Here is a 15,594-nt window from a genome sequence, read left to right as displayed (position 1 = left end):
GCTGCTGGGTATCGCACGATTGTGCAGTGGACAGGGGCTGAGGGCAAGCCGCGTGGATGAAAGAATGCAGCCGCACCATGTGCAAAAGTTATGAGCGTTGCCTCGGGCAGGGCGCCGGCCTATGATACGCAACGCCCAACACGACCCGCCGTCATGACATTCCGCTACGCCGCCGCCCTAGTTTTCACCCTGTCCTGCCTTGGTGCGCAGGCGGCCGAGGCCCAGGCGCAGCCGCCGGCGCAGTCGGAGCAAAAAGTGCTGCGCATGTTCCTGTCCACCAGCGAAACGGGGCTCGACCCGGCGATGGCGTCCGACAACGCCACCCTGTCGCTGCTGGAAAACCTGTTCGATCCGCTGCTGCGCTACGACTACCTGGCGCGGCCGGCCAAGCTGCGGCCGAACACGGTAACTGCGATGCCCCAGGTGAGCGCCGACGGCCTGACGTATACCTTCCGCATCCGCCCCGGCATCCATTTCACGCCCGACCCGGCCTTCAAGGGCGTGAAGCGCGAAGTCACCGCCGCCGACTATGTCTACAGCCTCGAGCGCCTGCGCGACCCGTCGCTCAGGTCGCCCTGGTCGTATATGCTCGAAGGCAAGCAGGTGGAGGCGGTCGACCGCTACACCCTGCGCATCCGCCTGGCCGCGCCCGACAACAACTTCCTGTTCTATCTCGCCACCCCGGCCACCGGCGTGGTGGCGCGCGAGGTGATCGAGGCCTATCCGGGCCAGGCCGGCAACCATCCGGTCGGCACCGGCCCCTTCATGGTCAAGGAATGGAAGCGCAGCGACCGCATCGTCCTGCTGGCGAATCCCTATTCGACGGCCGTGTTCCATGCCACGCCGGGAGACGACCCGGAAGACCGGGCGATTGCCGCCGCCCTGAACGGAAAACGCTTGCCGCGGGTGGACCGGATCGACGTGAAGATCGCCGAGGAATTCCAGGGCCGCATGCTGGGCTTCCTGAATGGCGAATACGACTACCTGGAACAGATTCCCGAATCGATGACCGAGATGGTGGTGCGCGATGGCGAACTCAAACCCGAGCTGGCGGCGCGCGGCATCGTGCTGTCGCGCTTCCCGGTGCTGCAGACCTATTACATGTGGATGAACATGAACGACCCGGTGGTCGGCGGCTACGGAAAGGACAGGGTAGCGCTGCGGCGCGCGATCTCGATGTCGTACAACAGCGCGGAAGACATCGCGCTGCTCAAGAAGGGATTCGCGATCAAGGCCGAATCGCCGCTGCCGCCGAACGTGCTCGGCTACGATCCGGATTACCGCAGCCCGGTGCCCTACAACCCGGCGCTGGCCAACGCGCTGCTGGACCGCCATGGCTACGACGGGCGCGATGCCGATGGTTTCCGGCGCGCGCCTGGTGGCAAGCCGCTCACGCTCACGATGCACAGCGAAGCCACCGTCGGCGGCCGCCTGCGCGACGAGTTGTGGAGAAAATGCCTGAACGCGATCGGCCTGCGCGTGGTGTTCAAGTCGGACAAGAAGACCGAGATCATCAAGGCGTCGCGCCTGGGCACGGTGCAGATGTTCGAAAGTAACTGGATTGCCGACTTCCCCGACGGCGACAATTTTTATCAGCTGCTGTACGGACCCAACGCGGGCCGCGCCAACTACTCGCGTTTCAACCTGCCCGAGTACAACGTGCGCTACGAAAGAGCGCGTCTGCTCGGCGATGGTGCGCAGCGCAACCAGCTGTATTTCGAGATGAATCAGCTCATCCACGCCTATAACCCATGGGTGCCGTTGACCCATGTGCTGTCCGGCGACCTGCGTCATCCGTGGTTGAAAAACTACAAACGGCATCCGGTCGAATTCACGACCTGGCGTTACCTCGATGTCGATGTTGCGCAAAGAGCACGCTCCGCCAGAGCTAAGCGATAGATTCCGTTAGTTTTTCCTAAATAAAATATTCCTGCTGGTTATACTGCCCTCCGGATAATTCATTGGCACCTGAGATTTTTGTGGGCGTACTCTGAATTCACAACATAACGTAATGCTAAGAGCGAACTAGCCATTACGAAGAGAGCAGGCCAGGCGCCGCACCCCTGCGGTGCACCAGACTGGCCCAAGACCGCCAAGGGAAACGTTAGGAGAAACACGGTGAAATTAAAAGAGCTGGCACAGTGGATGGCCTTGATGGGCGCTGCCGCCCCGATCGTGGCACAAGCGCAGGCACAGGCGGAAGCGTCGATGCAGCGGGTGGAAATCACCGGCTCGAGCATCAAGCGCATCGCCAAGGAAGGTGCGCTGCCGGTTGAAATCATTTCGCGCAAACAGCTCGAGGACCAGGGCATCGTGACGGCCGAGCAGCTGATCGCGACCCTGAACGTCAACGGCAACGGTTCCGACAACCTGGCGTCGAACGCCGACGTGACGTCCGGCGCCCAGCGCGGCAACAACGGCGCCTCGAGCGCCAACCTGCGCGGCCAGGGTTCCGATTCGACCCTGGTGCTGCTCAACGGCCGCCGCGTCGCGACCCACGGCATGAAGGGCTCGGCGGTCGACCTGAACTCGATCCCGATGGCGGCGGTCGAGCGCGTCGAAGTGCTGAAGGACGGCGCCTCGGCCGTGTATGGCACCGACGCGATCGGCGGCGTGATCAACTTCATCCTGCGCAAGAACTACAAGGGCCTGGAAGCCCAGGCCTTCACCGACATCGCCGAAGAGAGCGGCGGCGAAATCGGCCGCGCCACCATCACCGGCGGCTGGGGCGACCTCGACACCCAGGGCTGGAACGTGCTGGTGACGGCCGCGCACAGCGAGAACAAGGCGCTGCGCGGCGACCAGCGTGATTTCGTGAATACCTTCCAGCCGAACCGCGGCGTGTCGGTCGATACCCGCGGCACGCCGAGCGGCAACATCTTCGCCACCACCCTGGCGCCGACCCTGCTGTCGCGCACCGGCACCGGTCCGACCATCCCGGGCGGCGGCACCGTGGCCTACAACGGCATCAGCCTGCTCGACCTGCCGGGCGGCCCTGGCTGCGACAGCATCGACGGCATGGGCGCCTACGACGAGAAGCTCTGGGATTCGCCGGGCGCCGCCTATGGCTGCGCCTGGGATACCGGCCGCGCCGCCGTGCTGCAGCAGCCGGTCAAGAATTCGAATGCGCTGGCGCGCGCCACCTTCCGCATGGGCGAGCACGAGTTCTATGCCGAAGGCGTGGCCTCGCGCGTCGAAGTAGCCAAGCGCTTCTCGCCGAATCAGATTTCTCCTTCCGCCTCGACCTTCGGTCCGACCTCGTTCTACCCAAGCACCGGCGCCGCCTACGACGACGTGTACAACGCGCTGGTCAAGGTCTTCCCGAGCATCTCGGCCAACTACGGCCTGCCGATCGCCTACCGCTGGCGCTGCATGGAGTGCGGCAACCGCGAGATCGAGACCGAGACCAAGGCCGGCCGCCTGCTGCTGGGCGCCGACGGACCATTGAGCCTGTTCGGCAAGCGCTACGACTACCGCGTGGGCCTGTCGCGCGCCTTCAGCGAATCGGATTCGACGCTGGGCACCGGCTACAACTACACCCGGGCGCTGGCCGACGTGCTCGGTTCGGGCATCGTGAACCCGTTCCTGCTGCCGGGCCAGAGCCAGAGCCAGGAAGCGATCGACGCGATCCGCGCCACCTCGGCCGCCGGCGTGGTGATGTATGGCGGCAAAGTGACCATGACGCAGTTCGATGCCGCGATTTCGGGCGAACTGTTCAACCTGCCGGCCGGCCCCGTCATGGCCGCGCTGGGCACCGACCTGCGCCGCGAGGAATACAAGTTCAATGGCGACCGCCGCGCCGCCGACGCGCGTCCGGCGATCCTGAACGCGCCGTTCGACGACGTCAACGCGCTGGACCAGGTCAAGCGCGACATCAAAGCGATCTACGCCGAGGTGCTGGTGCCGGTGACCCAGGCGCTGGAACTGACCTTCGCCATCCGCCGCGACGACTACACGGGTTTCGGCGCCACCACCAATCCGAAGGTGTCGTTCCGTTACCAGCCGATCCCACAACTGATGTTCCGCGGCTCGTACAACGAAAGCTTCCGCGCGCCGTCGTTCAACCAGCTGTTCAACGGCGTGACCGAGTCGCCGTATGCAGGCAAGGACCTGGCCGACCCGGCCACCTGCCCGATCGGCCGCGTCGACAGCACGATCGCCGGCTGCGAGGCCGTCAACCCGGTCACCATCACCGGCGGCCAGCCGATGCTGGGACCGGAAACGGCGAAGCAGGGCAGCCTGGGCGTGGTGTTCGAGCCGACCAGCTACTTCTCGGCCAATGCCGACCTGTGGGAGATCCGCAAGTACGACACGATCGATTCGTTCAATGTGGCGACCATGGTCGAGAACTACAATCTGTTCCAGGACCAGTTCATCCGTGACCCGGCCACCGGCCAGCTGGCCATCATCGACCAGCGCTGGCTCAATGCCGGCGAGCGCATCACGCGCGGCGTCGAAGTCGGCGCCCGCCTGAACGGCAAGTTCAGCACCGGCGCCGTGTGGACCGTGGGCCTGGACGGCTCGCGCCTGCTCGAGAAGAAGTCGCGCGCCACGAAGAACTCGGAGTTCGGCGAAAGCGAAGTAGGCCGCTTCCTGTTCACCGGCGACCTGGGCCTGAAGTGGAAGCACAGCGCCTACGTCACCTACAAGCAGGGCAACTGGAGCGGCATGCTGCAGAACATCTACCGTTCGGGCTATGACGACCAGGTGCTGCCGGGCGTGGCCAGCGGTCGCATCGTGCCGTCGAACTACAGCAGCAAGGTCGACGACTACTCGATCTTCAACCTGTCGGTGAACTATACGGGCTTCCAGAACCTGACCCTGACCGCGGGCGTCAAGAACCTGCTGGACGAAGATCCGCCGTTCGCGATCACCTACGACAGCAACACCGGCGCCGGCAGCAGCTGGGAACCGCGCGTCGCCGATCCGCGTGGCCGCTCGTTCACCCTGATGGCCAACTACAAGTTCTTCTGATTGGCCTACACTGAGGGCCCGCGCCATGGAGGTTTCGGCCTCCCGGCGCGGGCCTTTTTTCATCTGGAGTCCCGCCTCACGCATGAAGATCAGCCGTCGCAGCTTCGGCGCCATCGCCGCCGCCTTGTCCCTTGCCTTGCCCGGCCTGGCCGCAGCGCGCCAGCACCCCTCACGCCCCATGAAAAAACTCATCAAACCACCGCGCCTGAAGCGCGGCGACACCGTCGGCCTGATCGCGCCCGGCGGCTATACCAACGACCGCGCCATCGAGAAGGCGGTGCGCAATATCGAAGCGCTGGGTTTCAAGGTCAAGACCGGCGCCTATCTGCGCGAAGTGTTCGGCAACTATGCCGGATCGGTGCAGCAGCGCCTGGCCGACCTGCATGCGATGTTCCTCGATCCGGAAGTGAAAGCGATCTGGCCGATCCGCGGCGGCTCGGGCTGCATCTCGCTGGTCTCAAGCCTCGACTACGACCTCATTCGCCGCAACCCGAAGGTCCTGATCGGCTATTCCGACATCACGGCGCTGCATCTCGCGATTTTTAAACAGACCGGCCTGGTGACCTTCCACGGCCCGGTCGCCTCGTCGACGATGACGCCATATTCGAGCCAGCACATGATGGCGGTGCTGACCGAGCCGCAGGCCGGCTACACGATCCCGATGTCGCACGAGAACGCGCAGCGCGCCGCGAGCGAGCCGCATTTCGGCGTCCACACCTTCACCCACGGCGTGGCCACCGGTCCGCTCATGGGCGGCAACCTGTCGCTGGTGGCGGCGCTGGCCGGCACGCCGTATGCGGCCGACATCAAGGGCAGCATCCTGTTCCTGGAAGAGGTGAACGAAGCGCCGTACCGGATCGACCGCTGGATGACCCAGCTCGACCTGGCGGGCGGCTTCAACAACGCGGCGGCGCTGGTGGTCGGCATTTGCGAGAACTGCGGGCCGGAGCACGAAGACATCTCGCTCACGCTGGAGCGGACGCTGGGCCTGCACCTGCATCCGCTGACGATTCCGGCGGTGTCGGGCTATTCGATCGGGCATATCCGCAACCAGTTCACCCTGCCGATGGGGATCCAGGCGCGGATCGATACACGGGCGCAGACGATCACGCTGCTGGAGCCTGCCGTTACCTGACGCGCCGGCTCATCATGACCGAGCCGTGCGACTCGCCATCGATGCGGTACAGGTCGGGCACCTCGCCCGTGACGACGAAGCCGGCGCGTTCGTACAACCGGCGCGCGGCGAGGTTCACCGACAGCACGTCGAGGTCGACCCATTCGAGCGGCGGCGTGGCGGCAGCCCAGGACAGCGCCGTCTCGACCAGTTGCCGGCCCAGTCCAAAGCGCCGGTAGTCGCGCTGCACGCCCATGCCCAGCAGCGCGCGGTGACTGGAAGCTGGATCGGACCGCGCGCGCAGGTCGACATGGCCCGCGATCGCACCCAGCGTGTCGAGCGCGATCCACATCTGACGCCAGCCCGGCTGGCCGAACGGCACCGAGAAGCTGGCCGCGAAGGCGGCCGCCTTCTCGGGCGGCACGCGCGACTGGAGACGCGACAGCGGCTGGAACAGCGGCATGCCGCCGCGGCCATTTTCCTGCAGCTGGTCGTCGAGATACTGGAACAGCTGCGCCAGCCGCTCGGGCGCCAAAGGCACGATCCGCAGCAAGGGCAGGCTCACAGCGCGCGCGCGATCAGGATCTTCTGGATATCGCTGGTGCCTTCATAGATCTGGCACACGCGCACGTCGCGGTAGATGCGCTCGACCGGGAAGTCGGCCACGTAGCCGTAGCCGCCGAACACCTGCATCGCGCTCGACACGACGTTCTCGGCCATCTCGGAAGCGAACAGCTTGGCCATCGCCGCTTCCTTGAGGCAGGGCAGGCCCGCATCCTTCATCGCGGCGGCGTGCAGGATCAGCTGGCGCGCGGCTTCGATCTTCATCGCCATCTCGGCCAGGCGGAACTGCACCGCCTGGTGCTCGAAGATCGGCTTGCCGAAACTCTCGCGCTCCTTCGCATAGCCGAGCGCCGCCTCGTAGGCCGCGCGCGCCATGCCGACCGATTGCGAGGCGATGCCGATGCGGCCGCCCTCCAGCCCGGACAGGGCGATCTTGTAGCCCATGCCCTTCTCGCCGATCAGGTTGGCCGCCGGGATACGGCAGTTGTCGAACACGATCTGCGCCGTGTCCGACGAGTGCTGGCCCATCTTCTGCTCGATGCCGGCCACGATGTAGCCGGGCGTATCGGTCGGCACCCAGAATGCGCTGATGCCCTTCTTGCCGGCCGCCTTATCGGTGACGGCCATGACGATGGCGACGTCGCCGTATTTGCCGCTGGTGATGAACTGCTTGGTGCCGTTGATGACGTAGCTGTCGCCATCGCGCGTGGCCGTGGTGCGCAGCGCCGCCGCATCGCTGCCGGTATGCGGCTCGGTGAGAGCGAACGCTCCCAGCAGCGCGCCTTGGGCGAGAGGACGCAGCCAGCGCTCCTTCTGTTCCTCGTTCGCGTACATCATGGCGATGCTGCATACGGGGCAGTTGTTGACCGAGATGATGGTCGAGGTGCCGCCGTCGCCGGCCGCGATCTCTTCGAGCACCAGCGCCAGCGACACGTAGTCCAGGCCCGCGCCGCCATACTGCTCCGGCACCGCCACGCCGAAGGCGCCCAGGGCCGCCAGTTCCTTCAGTTCCTCTTTCGGGAAATGGTGTTCGCGGTCCCAGCGCGCGGCGTTGGGGGCCAGGCGCTCCTGCGCAAAGCTGCGCAGGGCGTCGCGGATCATCTGGTGTTCTTCGCTCAGGATCATGGTGTCTCGTGTGTCTTTTTATGTGTAGTGATTGCCTACCAGGCGATGGCGGCGCCGTCATGGTTCAGGAAGCTGCCGTTGGCGCTGGCGTCCACCTTCGCCAGGGTAGCGCGCAGGTCGCGCACGCTGTGCTCCGGCGTCAGGCTGGCGCCCGAGCCGCCCATATCGGTCTGAACCCAGCCCGGATGGAAGGCGACACAGGTGACGCCTTGCGCGCCATAGGTGATCGACGCGTCCCTCAGCACGGAGTTGAGCGCCGCCTTGCTGGCGCGGTACAGCGTGCCTTCGGTGCCCGTGCGCTCTCCGATCGATCCCATGCGCGAGGAGACGACCGCCAGCTTGCCGCGCGTGTCGGCCAGCAGCGGGCCGATGATGGGGATCAGGCGCATCGCGGCCAGCACGTTGGTGTGCATGACGGCGTCGAATTCGGGACCGGTCGGGAAGCTGCCGTGGGTCGGGCCGTAGACACCCGCCACCAGCCAGGCGCTATCGATCTTTTCATCGTCCAGGCGCCAGCCGAGCGCGGCGATCGATTCGGCGCTCGTGACGTCCAGCTGGTGCGCCACTGCGCCCATATGAACCAGCTCGTCGCAATCTTCCTGCTTGCGCGCAGTGGCGATGACGCGCCAGCCGTCCGCGCGGTACTGGCGGACCATTTCGTGGCCGATGCCGCGCGAGGCGCCGATGATCAGTGCGGTTGGCATGATGAACTCCCTGTGAACGGTTGAATCCTCAATGTTCGCATGGTTCGTTCATCATTGCCGCGCTGGTCGAAGGATTACACCAGCTCGATCGCCATCGCGGTGGCTTCGCCGCCGCCGATGCACAGCGAAGCCACGCCGCGCTTGCCGCTGCTGCGCTTGAGCGCGCCGAGCAGGGTGACGATGATGCGCGCGCCGGAGGCGCCGATCGGGTGGCCCAGCGCGCAGGCGCCGCCGTGGACGTTGACCTTGCCGTGCGGGATGTCGAGGTCGCGCATGGCGGCCATCGGCACCGCGGCGAAGGCTTCGTTGATCTCGAACAGGTCGACGTCGCCGGCCGTCCAGCCTGTCTTCTTGAACAGCTTGTGCATCGCGCCGATCGGGGCGGTGGTGAACAGGTTCGGCTCTTGCGCGTGGGTGGCGTGCCCCAGCACGCGCGCGATCGGGGTCAGGCCGAGCTCTTTCGCGGTCGATTCGCGCATCATCACCAGCGCGGCGGCGCCGTCGTTGATCGACGACGACGAGGCGGCGGTCACGGTGCCGTCCTTTTTGAACGCAGGCTTGAGCGAAGGGATCTTGTCGACCTTGGCCTTGAGCGGGCCTTCGTCCTTGTCGATCACGGTGTCGCCGGCGCGGCTGGTGACGCTGACCGGGGCGATTTCCCAGTCGAAGCCGCCCTCGAGGCTGGCGGTCTGCGCACGCTTGACCGAGGCGATCGCGAACGCGTCCTGCTCCTCGCGCGTGAACTGGTACGTGGCCACGCACTCTTCGGCGAAGGTGCCCATCGAGCGGCCTTCGCCGGTCTTCTCGTTGCGCGAGTAGGCGTCTTCCAGGCCGTCGAGCATCATGTGGTCGAACATCGGCGCGTGGCCGATGCGGTAGCCGCCGCGCGCCTTCGGGATCAGGTAGGGCGCATTGGTCATCGACTCCATGCCGCCGGCGACCACGATGTCGGCGCTGCCGGCCACCAGCTGGTCGTGGGCGAAGATGGCGGCCTGCATCGCCGAGCCGCACATCTTGGACAGCGTGACGGCGCCGGTCGACAGCGGCAGGCCGGCCTTGATCAGCGCCTGGCGCGCCGGGGCCTGGCCCTGGCCGGCCATCAGGCAGTTGCCGAAGTAGACGTGCTCGACCGCGTCAGGGGCGACACCGGCGCGCTCGACCGCGGCCTTGATCGCCACCGCGCCGAGGTCGCTCGCGGTCTTGGAAGAGAAATCGCCCTGGAAGGCGCCCATCGGGGTGCGCGCTGCGCCGACGATGACGACTGGATCATTCATGGTATTTGTCTCCAATGAAGGGTTACATGGTTTCGCCGAACAGCTCGCGGCCGATCAGCATGCGACGGATTTCGCTGGTGCCGGCGCCGATCTCGTACAGCTTGGCGTCGCGCCACAGGCGGCCGACCGGGTATTCGTTGATGTAGCCGTTGCCGCCCAGGGTCTGGATCGCTTCGCCCGCCATCCAGGTGGCCTTTTCGGCGCTGTACAGGATGGCGCCGGCGGCGTCCTTGCGCAGGGCGCGCACTTGTTCCGGCATCGTTGCGCGGTCGCAGGCCTGGCCCACGGCATACACATAGGCGCGGCAAGCCATCATGGTCGAATACATGTCGGCGATCTTGCCCTGCATCAGCTGGAACTCACCGATCGCCTGGCCGAACTGCTTGCGCTCGTGGATGTAGGGCACCACGGCGTCCATGCAGGCCGACATGATGCCCAGCGGGCCGCCGGACAGCACGGTGCGTTCGAAGTCCAGCCCCGACATCAGGACGTTGACGCCCTTGCCGACGCCGCCCAGCACGTTTTCCACAGGCACTTCGCAATCCTGGAACACCAGTTCGCCGGTATGCGAGCCGCGCATGCCCAGCTTGTCCAGTTTCTGCGCGATCGAGAAACCCTTGAAGCCTTTTTCGATCAGGAAGGCGGTCATGCCGCGCGGGCCTGCCTCGAGGTCGGTCTTGGCGTAGACCACCAGGGTGTCGGCGTCCGGACCGTTGGTGATCCACATCTTGCTGCCGTTCAGGACGTAGCGATCGCCCTTGAGGTCGGCGCGCAGCTTCATGCTGACCACGTCGGAACCGGCATTCGGCTCGGACATCGCCAGCGCGCCGACGTGCTCGCCCGAGATCAGTTGCGGCAGATAGCGACGTTTTTGTTCCTCGTTGCCGTTGCGCTTGATCTGGTTGACGCACAGGTTCGAATGGGCGCCGTAGGACAGGCCGACCGAGGCCGAGGCGCGCGAGATTTCTTCCATCGCCACGATGTGGGCCAGGTAACCCATATTGGCGCCGCCGTATTCCTCGCCGACGGTGATGCCCAGCAGGCCCAGTTCGCCCATCTTCTTCCACAAGTCCATCGGGAACTGGTCGCTGCGGTCGATCTCCGCCGCGCGCGGGGCGATTTCGCTCGCCGCGAATTGTTGGACTGCTTCGCGCAGCGCGGCGATGTCTTCGCCATGGTCAAAGGTCAAGCCTGGGAGATGCAGCATGTCGTCCTCACGGTGAACGGTGGTTGGGCAGAGTGGGCAGCCAGTGAAGGAATATCATACTCGCCTGTTACGTTAACGTAAACGTAAAGTGAAGTCGTCTACGACAGCCTCTTCAACCGACGACCAACCCGCCGCACCAGCACGGATGTCACGCTGATGAGAATGACAATAAATGCATTCACCAAGAATAAATGTCTGGTTATTGAATAAGGAAGAAAACGGCGATTCTACAATTCTTAAAAGGCAGAAAAGGAATGGGGCAGATTGATAAATGTTAAATGTGGTATTTACACCATAACGTAGCCATCGAGTCGCCTTTGTTGTTATCCTCAAACAACGCATTCCATCATATCGCCGCGGATGAAAAATAAAGATTTTTCCATGGCAATATGTGGTTGTTTTCTTTGCTGGATCTTATTGCCCGTTCAGCGCTCGCGAAGCCTTGGTGATGCTCCCGGCGAATCCAGAACAATGCGCTCAACAGGGGAGCAGGCATGGTCCGGGTCGCGCCGCGGTCTGGGCGCCGAACTGGGGGAATAATGGGAAGGAGGTCGAGGAAATTCTGTCGCGTACAAAGTTCTGATGGCTGCCAATCATAGCTGGAGACAAACCATGAAAACGCTATTGCTTATCCTATTGCTGTCAACGAGTGCCACCTTTGCGTTCGCCAATACGGCGCATTACGAATTGAAGGTTTGGCAGAGCAATAATCAGAATCTCAAGAGTATCGGGAAATACGCGACATTGGGTCAATGCCGTACGGCGCTCGCCGAATTCCGCAAGGCTAATTCAGGATGGGCGGGGGGATGCTTCAATATCTAGTTCACGAGATCGTTCCGACTCCTGGAACCGGAACCCTGAACAGCATGCATGCAATCCGCACGGCGTCGATCGCCATTGCGGATTGAATGTCTTCGTGCTGCGACAGTTGAGTTGATCAACCACTTTTGATCGGCTGAATCACTGCAGGCCTTGTCGCGGACCAGGCGAATGTCACGCCGTGTCGCGCGCCGCCTCGTCCTCGCTCAGCAGGCGACGGCATTCTTCCTCGTGGGCCGAAATCTCTTCCAGCGCCATCTCGATGTCGGCGCGCTGCTGTTCCAGGGTCAGGCGCTGCTGGGCCAGCACGCCCAGGAAGCGGTTGATCTGGGCCACGGTGTCCCTTGGCGACTCATACATGTCGACGATGCTCTTAATTTCGGACAGCGTCAGGCCAAGGCGCTTGCCGCGCAGGGTCAGTTTCAGGCGGGTGCGGTCGCGCGGGGTGTACACGCGGTTGCGTCCGCCCACGCCCTCGCGCTTGGGGCTGAGCAAGCCCTGGTCTTCATAAAAACGGATCGCCCTTGCGGTGATGTCGAATTCGCGCGCCAGTTCGGCAATGGTATAGGTAGTGGGCATGAGATTTAAGGCAATTGGGAAACGCTGGCGGAATCGCTTAGAATCGAAAAATGATACCGTGATTGCCGTTTACGTTAACTGTCAGTTTCGCCACATTGTAGCGCGGTCCACCGACCCGGAAAATGAAAAGATTGCCATGAATGCCCTCGAAGCCCAGCTGGATTATCCATTTGGCGACACCATCCCTGTTCCCGGCGCCGTGCACGAGGTCATGCCGGGCCTGCGCTGGGCGCGCATGCCGTTGCCGTTTGCGCTGGACCATGTCAATGTGTGGCTGCTGGAAGACGAACGCGAGGAGCGGCGCGGCTGGAGCCTGGTCGATACCGGCGCCGGCACCGACGCCACCCGCGCCGCCTGGGAACAGGTATTGGCCGGGGGACTGGACGGCCGGCCGCTGCTGCGCCTGATCGCGACGCATTGTCATCCCGACCACGTCGGCCTGTCCGGCTGGCTGTGCACGCGTTTTGGGGCGCCGTTCTGGACCACCACCGGCGAATTCGGCTTCATGCGCATGATGGCGGCGGCGCTGCCCGGCGTGGATGGGCCGTCGGCCATTCCCCATTTCGAACGCCACGGCCTGGTCGATGCGGCGATGCTGGACCAGATGCGCAGCCGCCGCAATTACTATCCTTCGCTGGTGCCGTCGGTGCCGCAAGCCTATACCCGGCTGCAGGATGGGCAGGTCGTCACGATCGGCGGCCAGGCGTGGCGCGTGATCACCGGCTTCGGCCACTCGCCGGAACACGCCTCGCTCTACTGCGCGGCGCTGAATGTGCTGGTCTCGGGCGATATGGTGTTGCCGCGGATCTCGACCAATGTCTCGGTATTCGCGGTCGAGCCCGAGGGCAATCCGCTCCAGCTCTATCTCGACTCGCTGTCGAAGTTCGCCGACCTGCCCGAGGACGTGCTGGTGCTGCCGTCGCACGGCAAGCCCTTCCGCGGCCTGCATACCCGCATCGCCCAGCTGCGCGAGCACCACACGGCGCGCCTGGCGGAGGTGATCGCGGCCTGCGCCGCGCCACGCTCGGCGACCGACATCGTGCCGATCATGTTCCGGAGGCCGCTCGACGCGCACCAGCTCAGCTTTGCGCTGGGCGAAGCGCTGGCCCACCTGCACAAGCTCTGGCGCGACGGTCGCCTACGCCGCATGATTGGTCACGACGGCGTGGTGAGATTTCAACAAATCTAACATTTAAATTGTAACCATTGGATACAATTTTTTTGGTACGTGCATTCCAGTCAGCCTGTCTAAGTAATGGTGCGTAGACTTATTCATTTCGAATAATAGAAAATTTTGTGAAAATCCTACTTGGCTGTATTGCTGTTGGGTATTAGTTGCACTGAGCGTAAAAACTCTTAAAAAACCACATCATTGTTACATTTTAGTTGTATGATTTGGACCCCATGGCTTCTCATCCGCAAGGGATGAAGATGCCGCCCGTCCAGTCTCAACAACCCAGTATCACGATGAATTCAACGAATGAACGGGAGAGCTTCAGTGAGCGACTGCAGCAGGCCCTGAAGAACGCACACTACTCGCCCGACAGTCCGACCCGCCTTGCCCGAGAATTTAATATCCGCTTCGAAGGCCGTCCGATCACGGTTCACGCGGCCCGTAAATGGCTGGTAGGCGAAGCCATTCCCACCCAGGAAAAGCTGCGCATGATCGCCCAGTGGCTGGGCGTGCCGGCCGACTGGCTGCGCTTCGGCGGCGCCGAGCAGGCCGCCAGCCTTGACGCCGCCAACGGTGGTGGCGCCCGCTTCGAATCGGCCGACGTCAAACTGATCGCCGACCTGCAGCGCCTGGATGAACACCACCGCCAGCTGGCGCGCGAGTTCATCCGCATGCTGGTGCGCATGAACCACCAGAAAGCGGAAGCGAAGTAAGCCGGTTCCCCCGGGGCTTGCACTTTTCGTCATGCCGAGCCGCACAAACGGCCGCAGCTGGGTCATAATCTGTTCAGGTGGCAGCATGTCCGCCACCGCCCCAGGTCTACCCAGGAGCAGCTGACGCATGCGAAACAACTACGCCAATACCGCCCAGCTCAAGGATTTGATGACGGCGCCCCCCATGACGGCAGCGCGTCATGCCGAGGTCATGCGAGAACGCAATGCCCGGCGCCGAATGCTTGAAGAGGCGCGCGAGTTGAAGAAGTCCCAAGACAAGTACGACGACAAACGCTGAACGCGTGCGCCGGCAGGACGCTGGCGCGCCTTCAGGCGTCTTGTTCGCCCTTCATGCCGCCCCAGCGGGCGGCCTGGGCATTCTCTATCCCTAATAAATCCACGACACGGTCCACCGTGTGCTCGACCATGTCCGCGATCGTCGCCGGCCGATGATAGAAGCTGGGCAGGGGAGGGAAGACGATGCCGCCCATTTCCGTCACGGCCGTCATATTGCGCAAGTGGGCCAGGTTGAAGGGCGTTTCGCGCACCATCAGGACCAGGCGCCGGCGCTCCTTGAGGATCACGTCGGCCGCGCGTGTCACAAGGTTGTCAGAAAAACCATGCGCGACCGCTGCCAGCGTTTTCATCGAACAGGGGGCGATCACCATGCCGTCCGCTTGGTATGAGCCGCTGGCGATCGAGGCGCCGACGTCGCGGTTGCGGTGGACGACGTGGGCCAGCGCTTCGGCGTCGCGCCGCTGCAGGCCGAGTTCCTGGTGCAGGGTGAGGGAGGCGGCGTCGGAAACGACCAGGTGGGTCTCGACGCCCGGGGTGGCGTTCAGCCGCCGCAGCAGCTGCACGCCATAGGTCGCGCCGGTTGCGCCGGTGATGGCGACAATGATTCGACGCGGACGTTCGGCCATCAGCCGTTCTTCAGCAGGGTCTGCAGTTCGCCGGATTCGTACATCTCGTTCATGATGTCGGTGCCGCCGATGAACTCGCCCTTCACGTACAGCTGGGGAATGGTCGGCCAGTTCGAATAGTCCTTGATGCCCTGGCGAACTTCGGCGTCGTCCAGCACATTGACGGTGGCAACGTTGTCAACACCGCAGGCTTTCAGGATCTGGATGGCGCGGCCCGAGAAGCCGCACTGCGGGAACTGGGCGGTGCCCTTCATGAACAGCACGACCGGGGTGGAGGTCACGGTTTCTTTGATCCAGGTTTGCACGTCGCTCATTTGATTTTGCCTTTGAAGAAAAGGAATAAGTAGATGGCGACATTCTATAACGACTTGGCCGACAAAGTTGGCCAAGTCGCCCCCACGCAGGTGGGGGGCCAAGTTCATAT

At 63.8% G+C, this 15,594-nt stretch carries 15 protein-coding genes; 7 read left to right on the top strand and 8 right to left on the bottom strand.

Annotated features, from left to right (window positions below):
• The first annotated feature begins 153 nt into the window (after window positions 1–153).
• From KY496_RS18110 to KY496_RS18100, 3 genes are all read left to right on the top strand, one after another.
• On the top strand, window positions 154–1,899 hold the full coding sequence (locus KY496_RS18110; protein WP_219861872.1) for an ABC transporter substrate-binding protein: 1,746 nt from the start codon (window positions 154–156) through the stop codon (window positions 1,897–1,899).
• A 219-nt stretch (window positions 1,900–2,118) separates the two neighbouring features.
• Window positions 2,119–4,974 (top strand): TonB-dependent receptor domain-containing protein, encoded by a 2,856-nt coding sequence (locus tag KY496_RS18105; protein WP_005664320.1) that lies wholly within the window; start codon window positions 2,119–2,121, stop codon window positions 4,972–4,974.
• Window positions 4,975–5,056: 82 nt separating this feature from the next.
• Window positions 5,057–6,109: an LD-carboxypeptidase gene (locus KY496_RS18100; RefSeq protein ID WP_219861870.1), complete on the top strand. Its 1,053-nt coding sequence runs from the start codon at window positions 5,057–5,059 to the stop codon at window positions 6,107–6,109.
• Here the strand turns inward: KY496_RS18100 and KY496_RS18095 are convergent.
• The 5 genes from KY496_RS18095 to KY496_RS18075 all read right to left on the bottom strand — a co-directional run bounded on the left by KY496_RS18095 (window position 6,102) and on the right by KY496_RS18075 (window position 10,962).
• Window positions 6,102–6,653 carry a GNAT family N-acetyltransferase gene (locus KY496_RS18095; protein WP_219861869.1) on the bottom strand — a complete coding sequence of 184 codons (552 nt, stop codon included), beginning with the start codon at window positions 6,651–6,653 and terminating at the stop codon, window positions 6,102–6,104. The genes KY496_RS18100 and KY496_RS18095 overlap by 8 nt on opposite strands.
• Complete coding sequence (locus tag KY496_RS18090) at window positions 6,650–7,777, bottom strand: acyl-CoA dehydrogenase family protein (RefSeq protein WP_219861867.1); 1,128 nt, start codon at window positions 7,775–7,777, stop codon at window positions 6,650–6,652. Before KY496_RS18090 ends, KY496_RS18095 begins: the two co-directional genes overlap by 4 nt.
• Window positions 7,778–7,812: 35 nt before the next feature.
• Window positions 7,813–8,481 carry an SDR family oxidoreductase gene (locus KY496_RS18085; RefSeq protein ID WP_219861865.1) on the bottom strand — a complete coding sequence of 223 codons (669 nt, stop codon included), beginning with the start codon at window positions 8,479–8,481 and terminating at the stop codon, window positions 7,813–7,815.
• A 74-nt stretch (window positions 8,482–8,555) separates the two neighbouring features.
• Window positions 8,556–9,755, bottom strand: coding sequence for an acetyl-CoA C-acyltransferase (locus KY496_RS18080; protein WP_219861863.1), 1,200 nt, complete (start codon window positions 9,753–9,755; stop codon window positions 8,556–8,558).
• 22 nt (window positions 9,756–9,777) lie between these two features.
• Window positions 9,778–10,962, bottom strand: a complete 1,185-nt coding sequence (locus KY496_RS18075) for an isovaleryl-CoA dehydrogenase (protein WP_219861861.1) — start codon at window positions 10,960–10,962, stop codon at window positions 9,778–9,780.
• Between the two features lie 612 nt (window positions 10,963–11,574).
• On the opposite strand from KY496_RS18075, the gene KY496_RS18070 reads away from it, so the two are divergent.
• Window positions 11,575–11,784, top strand: a complete 210-nt coding sequence (locus tag KY496_RS18070; protein WP_005664334.1) for a hypothetical protein — start codon at window positions 11,575–11,577, stop codon at window positions 11,782–11,784.
• Between the two features lie 171 nt (window positions 11,785–11,955).
• On the opposite strand, the gene KY496_RS18065 is transcribed toward KY496_RS18070, so the two are convergent.
• A complete protein-coding gene (locus KY496_RS18065) occupies window positions 11,956–12,360 on the bottom strand; it encodes a MerR family DNA-binding transcriptional regulator (protein WP_005664336.1) in 405 nt (134 codons plus the stop codon).
• A gap of 136 nt (window positions 12,361–12,496) precedes the next feature.
• Here KY496_RS18065 and KY496_RS18060 point away from each other — a divergent pair, with 136 nt between their 5' ends.
• The 3 genes from KY496_RS18060 to KY496_RS18050 all read left to right on the top strand — a co-directional run bounded on the left by KY496_RS18060 (window position 12,497) and on the right by KY496_RS18050 (window position 14,545).
• Window positions 12,497–13,549: an MBL fold metallo-hydrolase gene (locus tag KY496_RS18060; RefSeq protein ID WP_219861859.1), complete on the top strand. Its 1,053-nt coding sequence runs from the start codon at window positions 12,497–12,499 to the stop codon at window positions 13,547–13,549.
• A gap of 278 nt (window positions 13,550–13,827) precedes the next feature.
• Window positions 13,828–14,247: a hypothetical protein gene (locus tag KY496_RS18055; RefSeq protein WP_040775023.1), complete on the top strand. Its 420-nt coding sequence runs from the start codon at window positions 13,828–13,830 to the stop codon at window positions 14,245–14,247.
• Between the two features lie 127 nt (window positions 14,248–14,374).
• Window positions 14,375–14,545, top strand: a complete 171-nt coding sequence (locus KY496_RS18050; protein WP_005664342.1) for a hypothetical protein — start codon at window positions 14,375–14,377, stop codon at window positions 14,543–14,545.
• A 31-nt stretch (window positions 14,546–14,576) separates the two neighbouring features.
• Here KY496_RS18050 and KY496_RS18045 read toward each other — a convergent pair whose 3' ends face one another.
• Together KY496_RS18045 and grxD are read right to left on the bottom strand one after the other, a co-directional pair.
• On the bottom strand, window positions 14,577–15,170 hold the full coding sequence (locus KY496_RS18045; protein ID WP_219861857.1) for a UbiX family flavin prenyltransferase: 594 nt from the start codon (window positions 15,168–15,170) through the stop codon (window positions 14,577–14,579).
• A complete protein-coding gene (grxD, locus tag KY496_RS18040; protein WP_005664345.1) occupies window positions 15,170–15,484 on the bottom strand; it encodes a Grx4 family monothiol glutaredoxin in 315 nt (104 codons plus the stop codon). Before grxD ends, KY496_RS18045 begins: the two co-directional genes overlap by 1 nt.
• Window positions 15,485–15,594 lie beyond the last annotated feature (110 nt).

It is taken from the genome of Massilia sp. NP310 (assembly GCF_019443485.1).
In the GTDB taxonomy this organism is placed as follows: Bacteria; Pseudomonadota; Gammaproteobacteria; order Burkholderiales; family Burkholderiaceae_D; genus Telluria; species Telluria timonae.
Note: the sequence above shows the minus strand (reverse complement) of the source record. Positions and strands in the feature narration are given on the sequence as shown.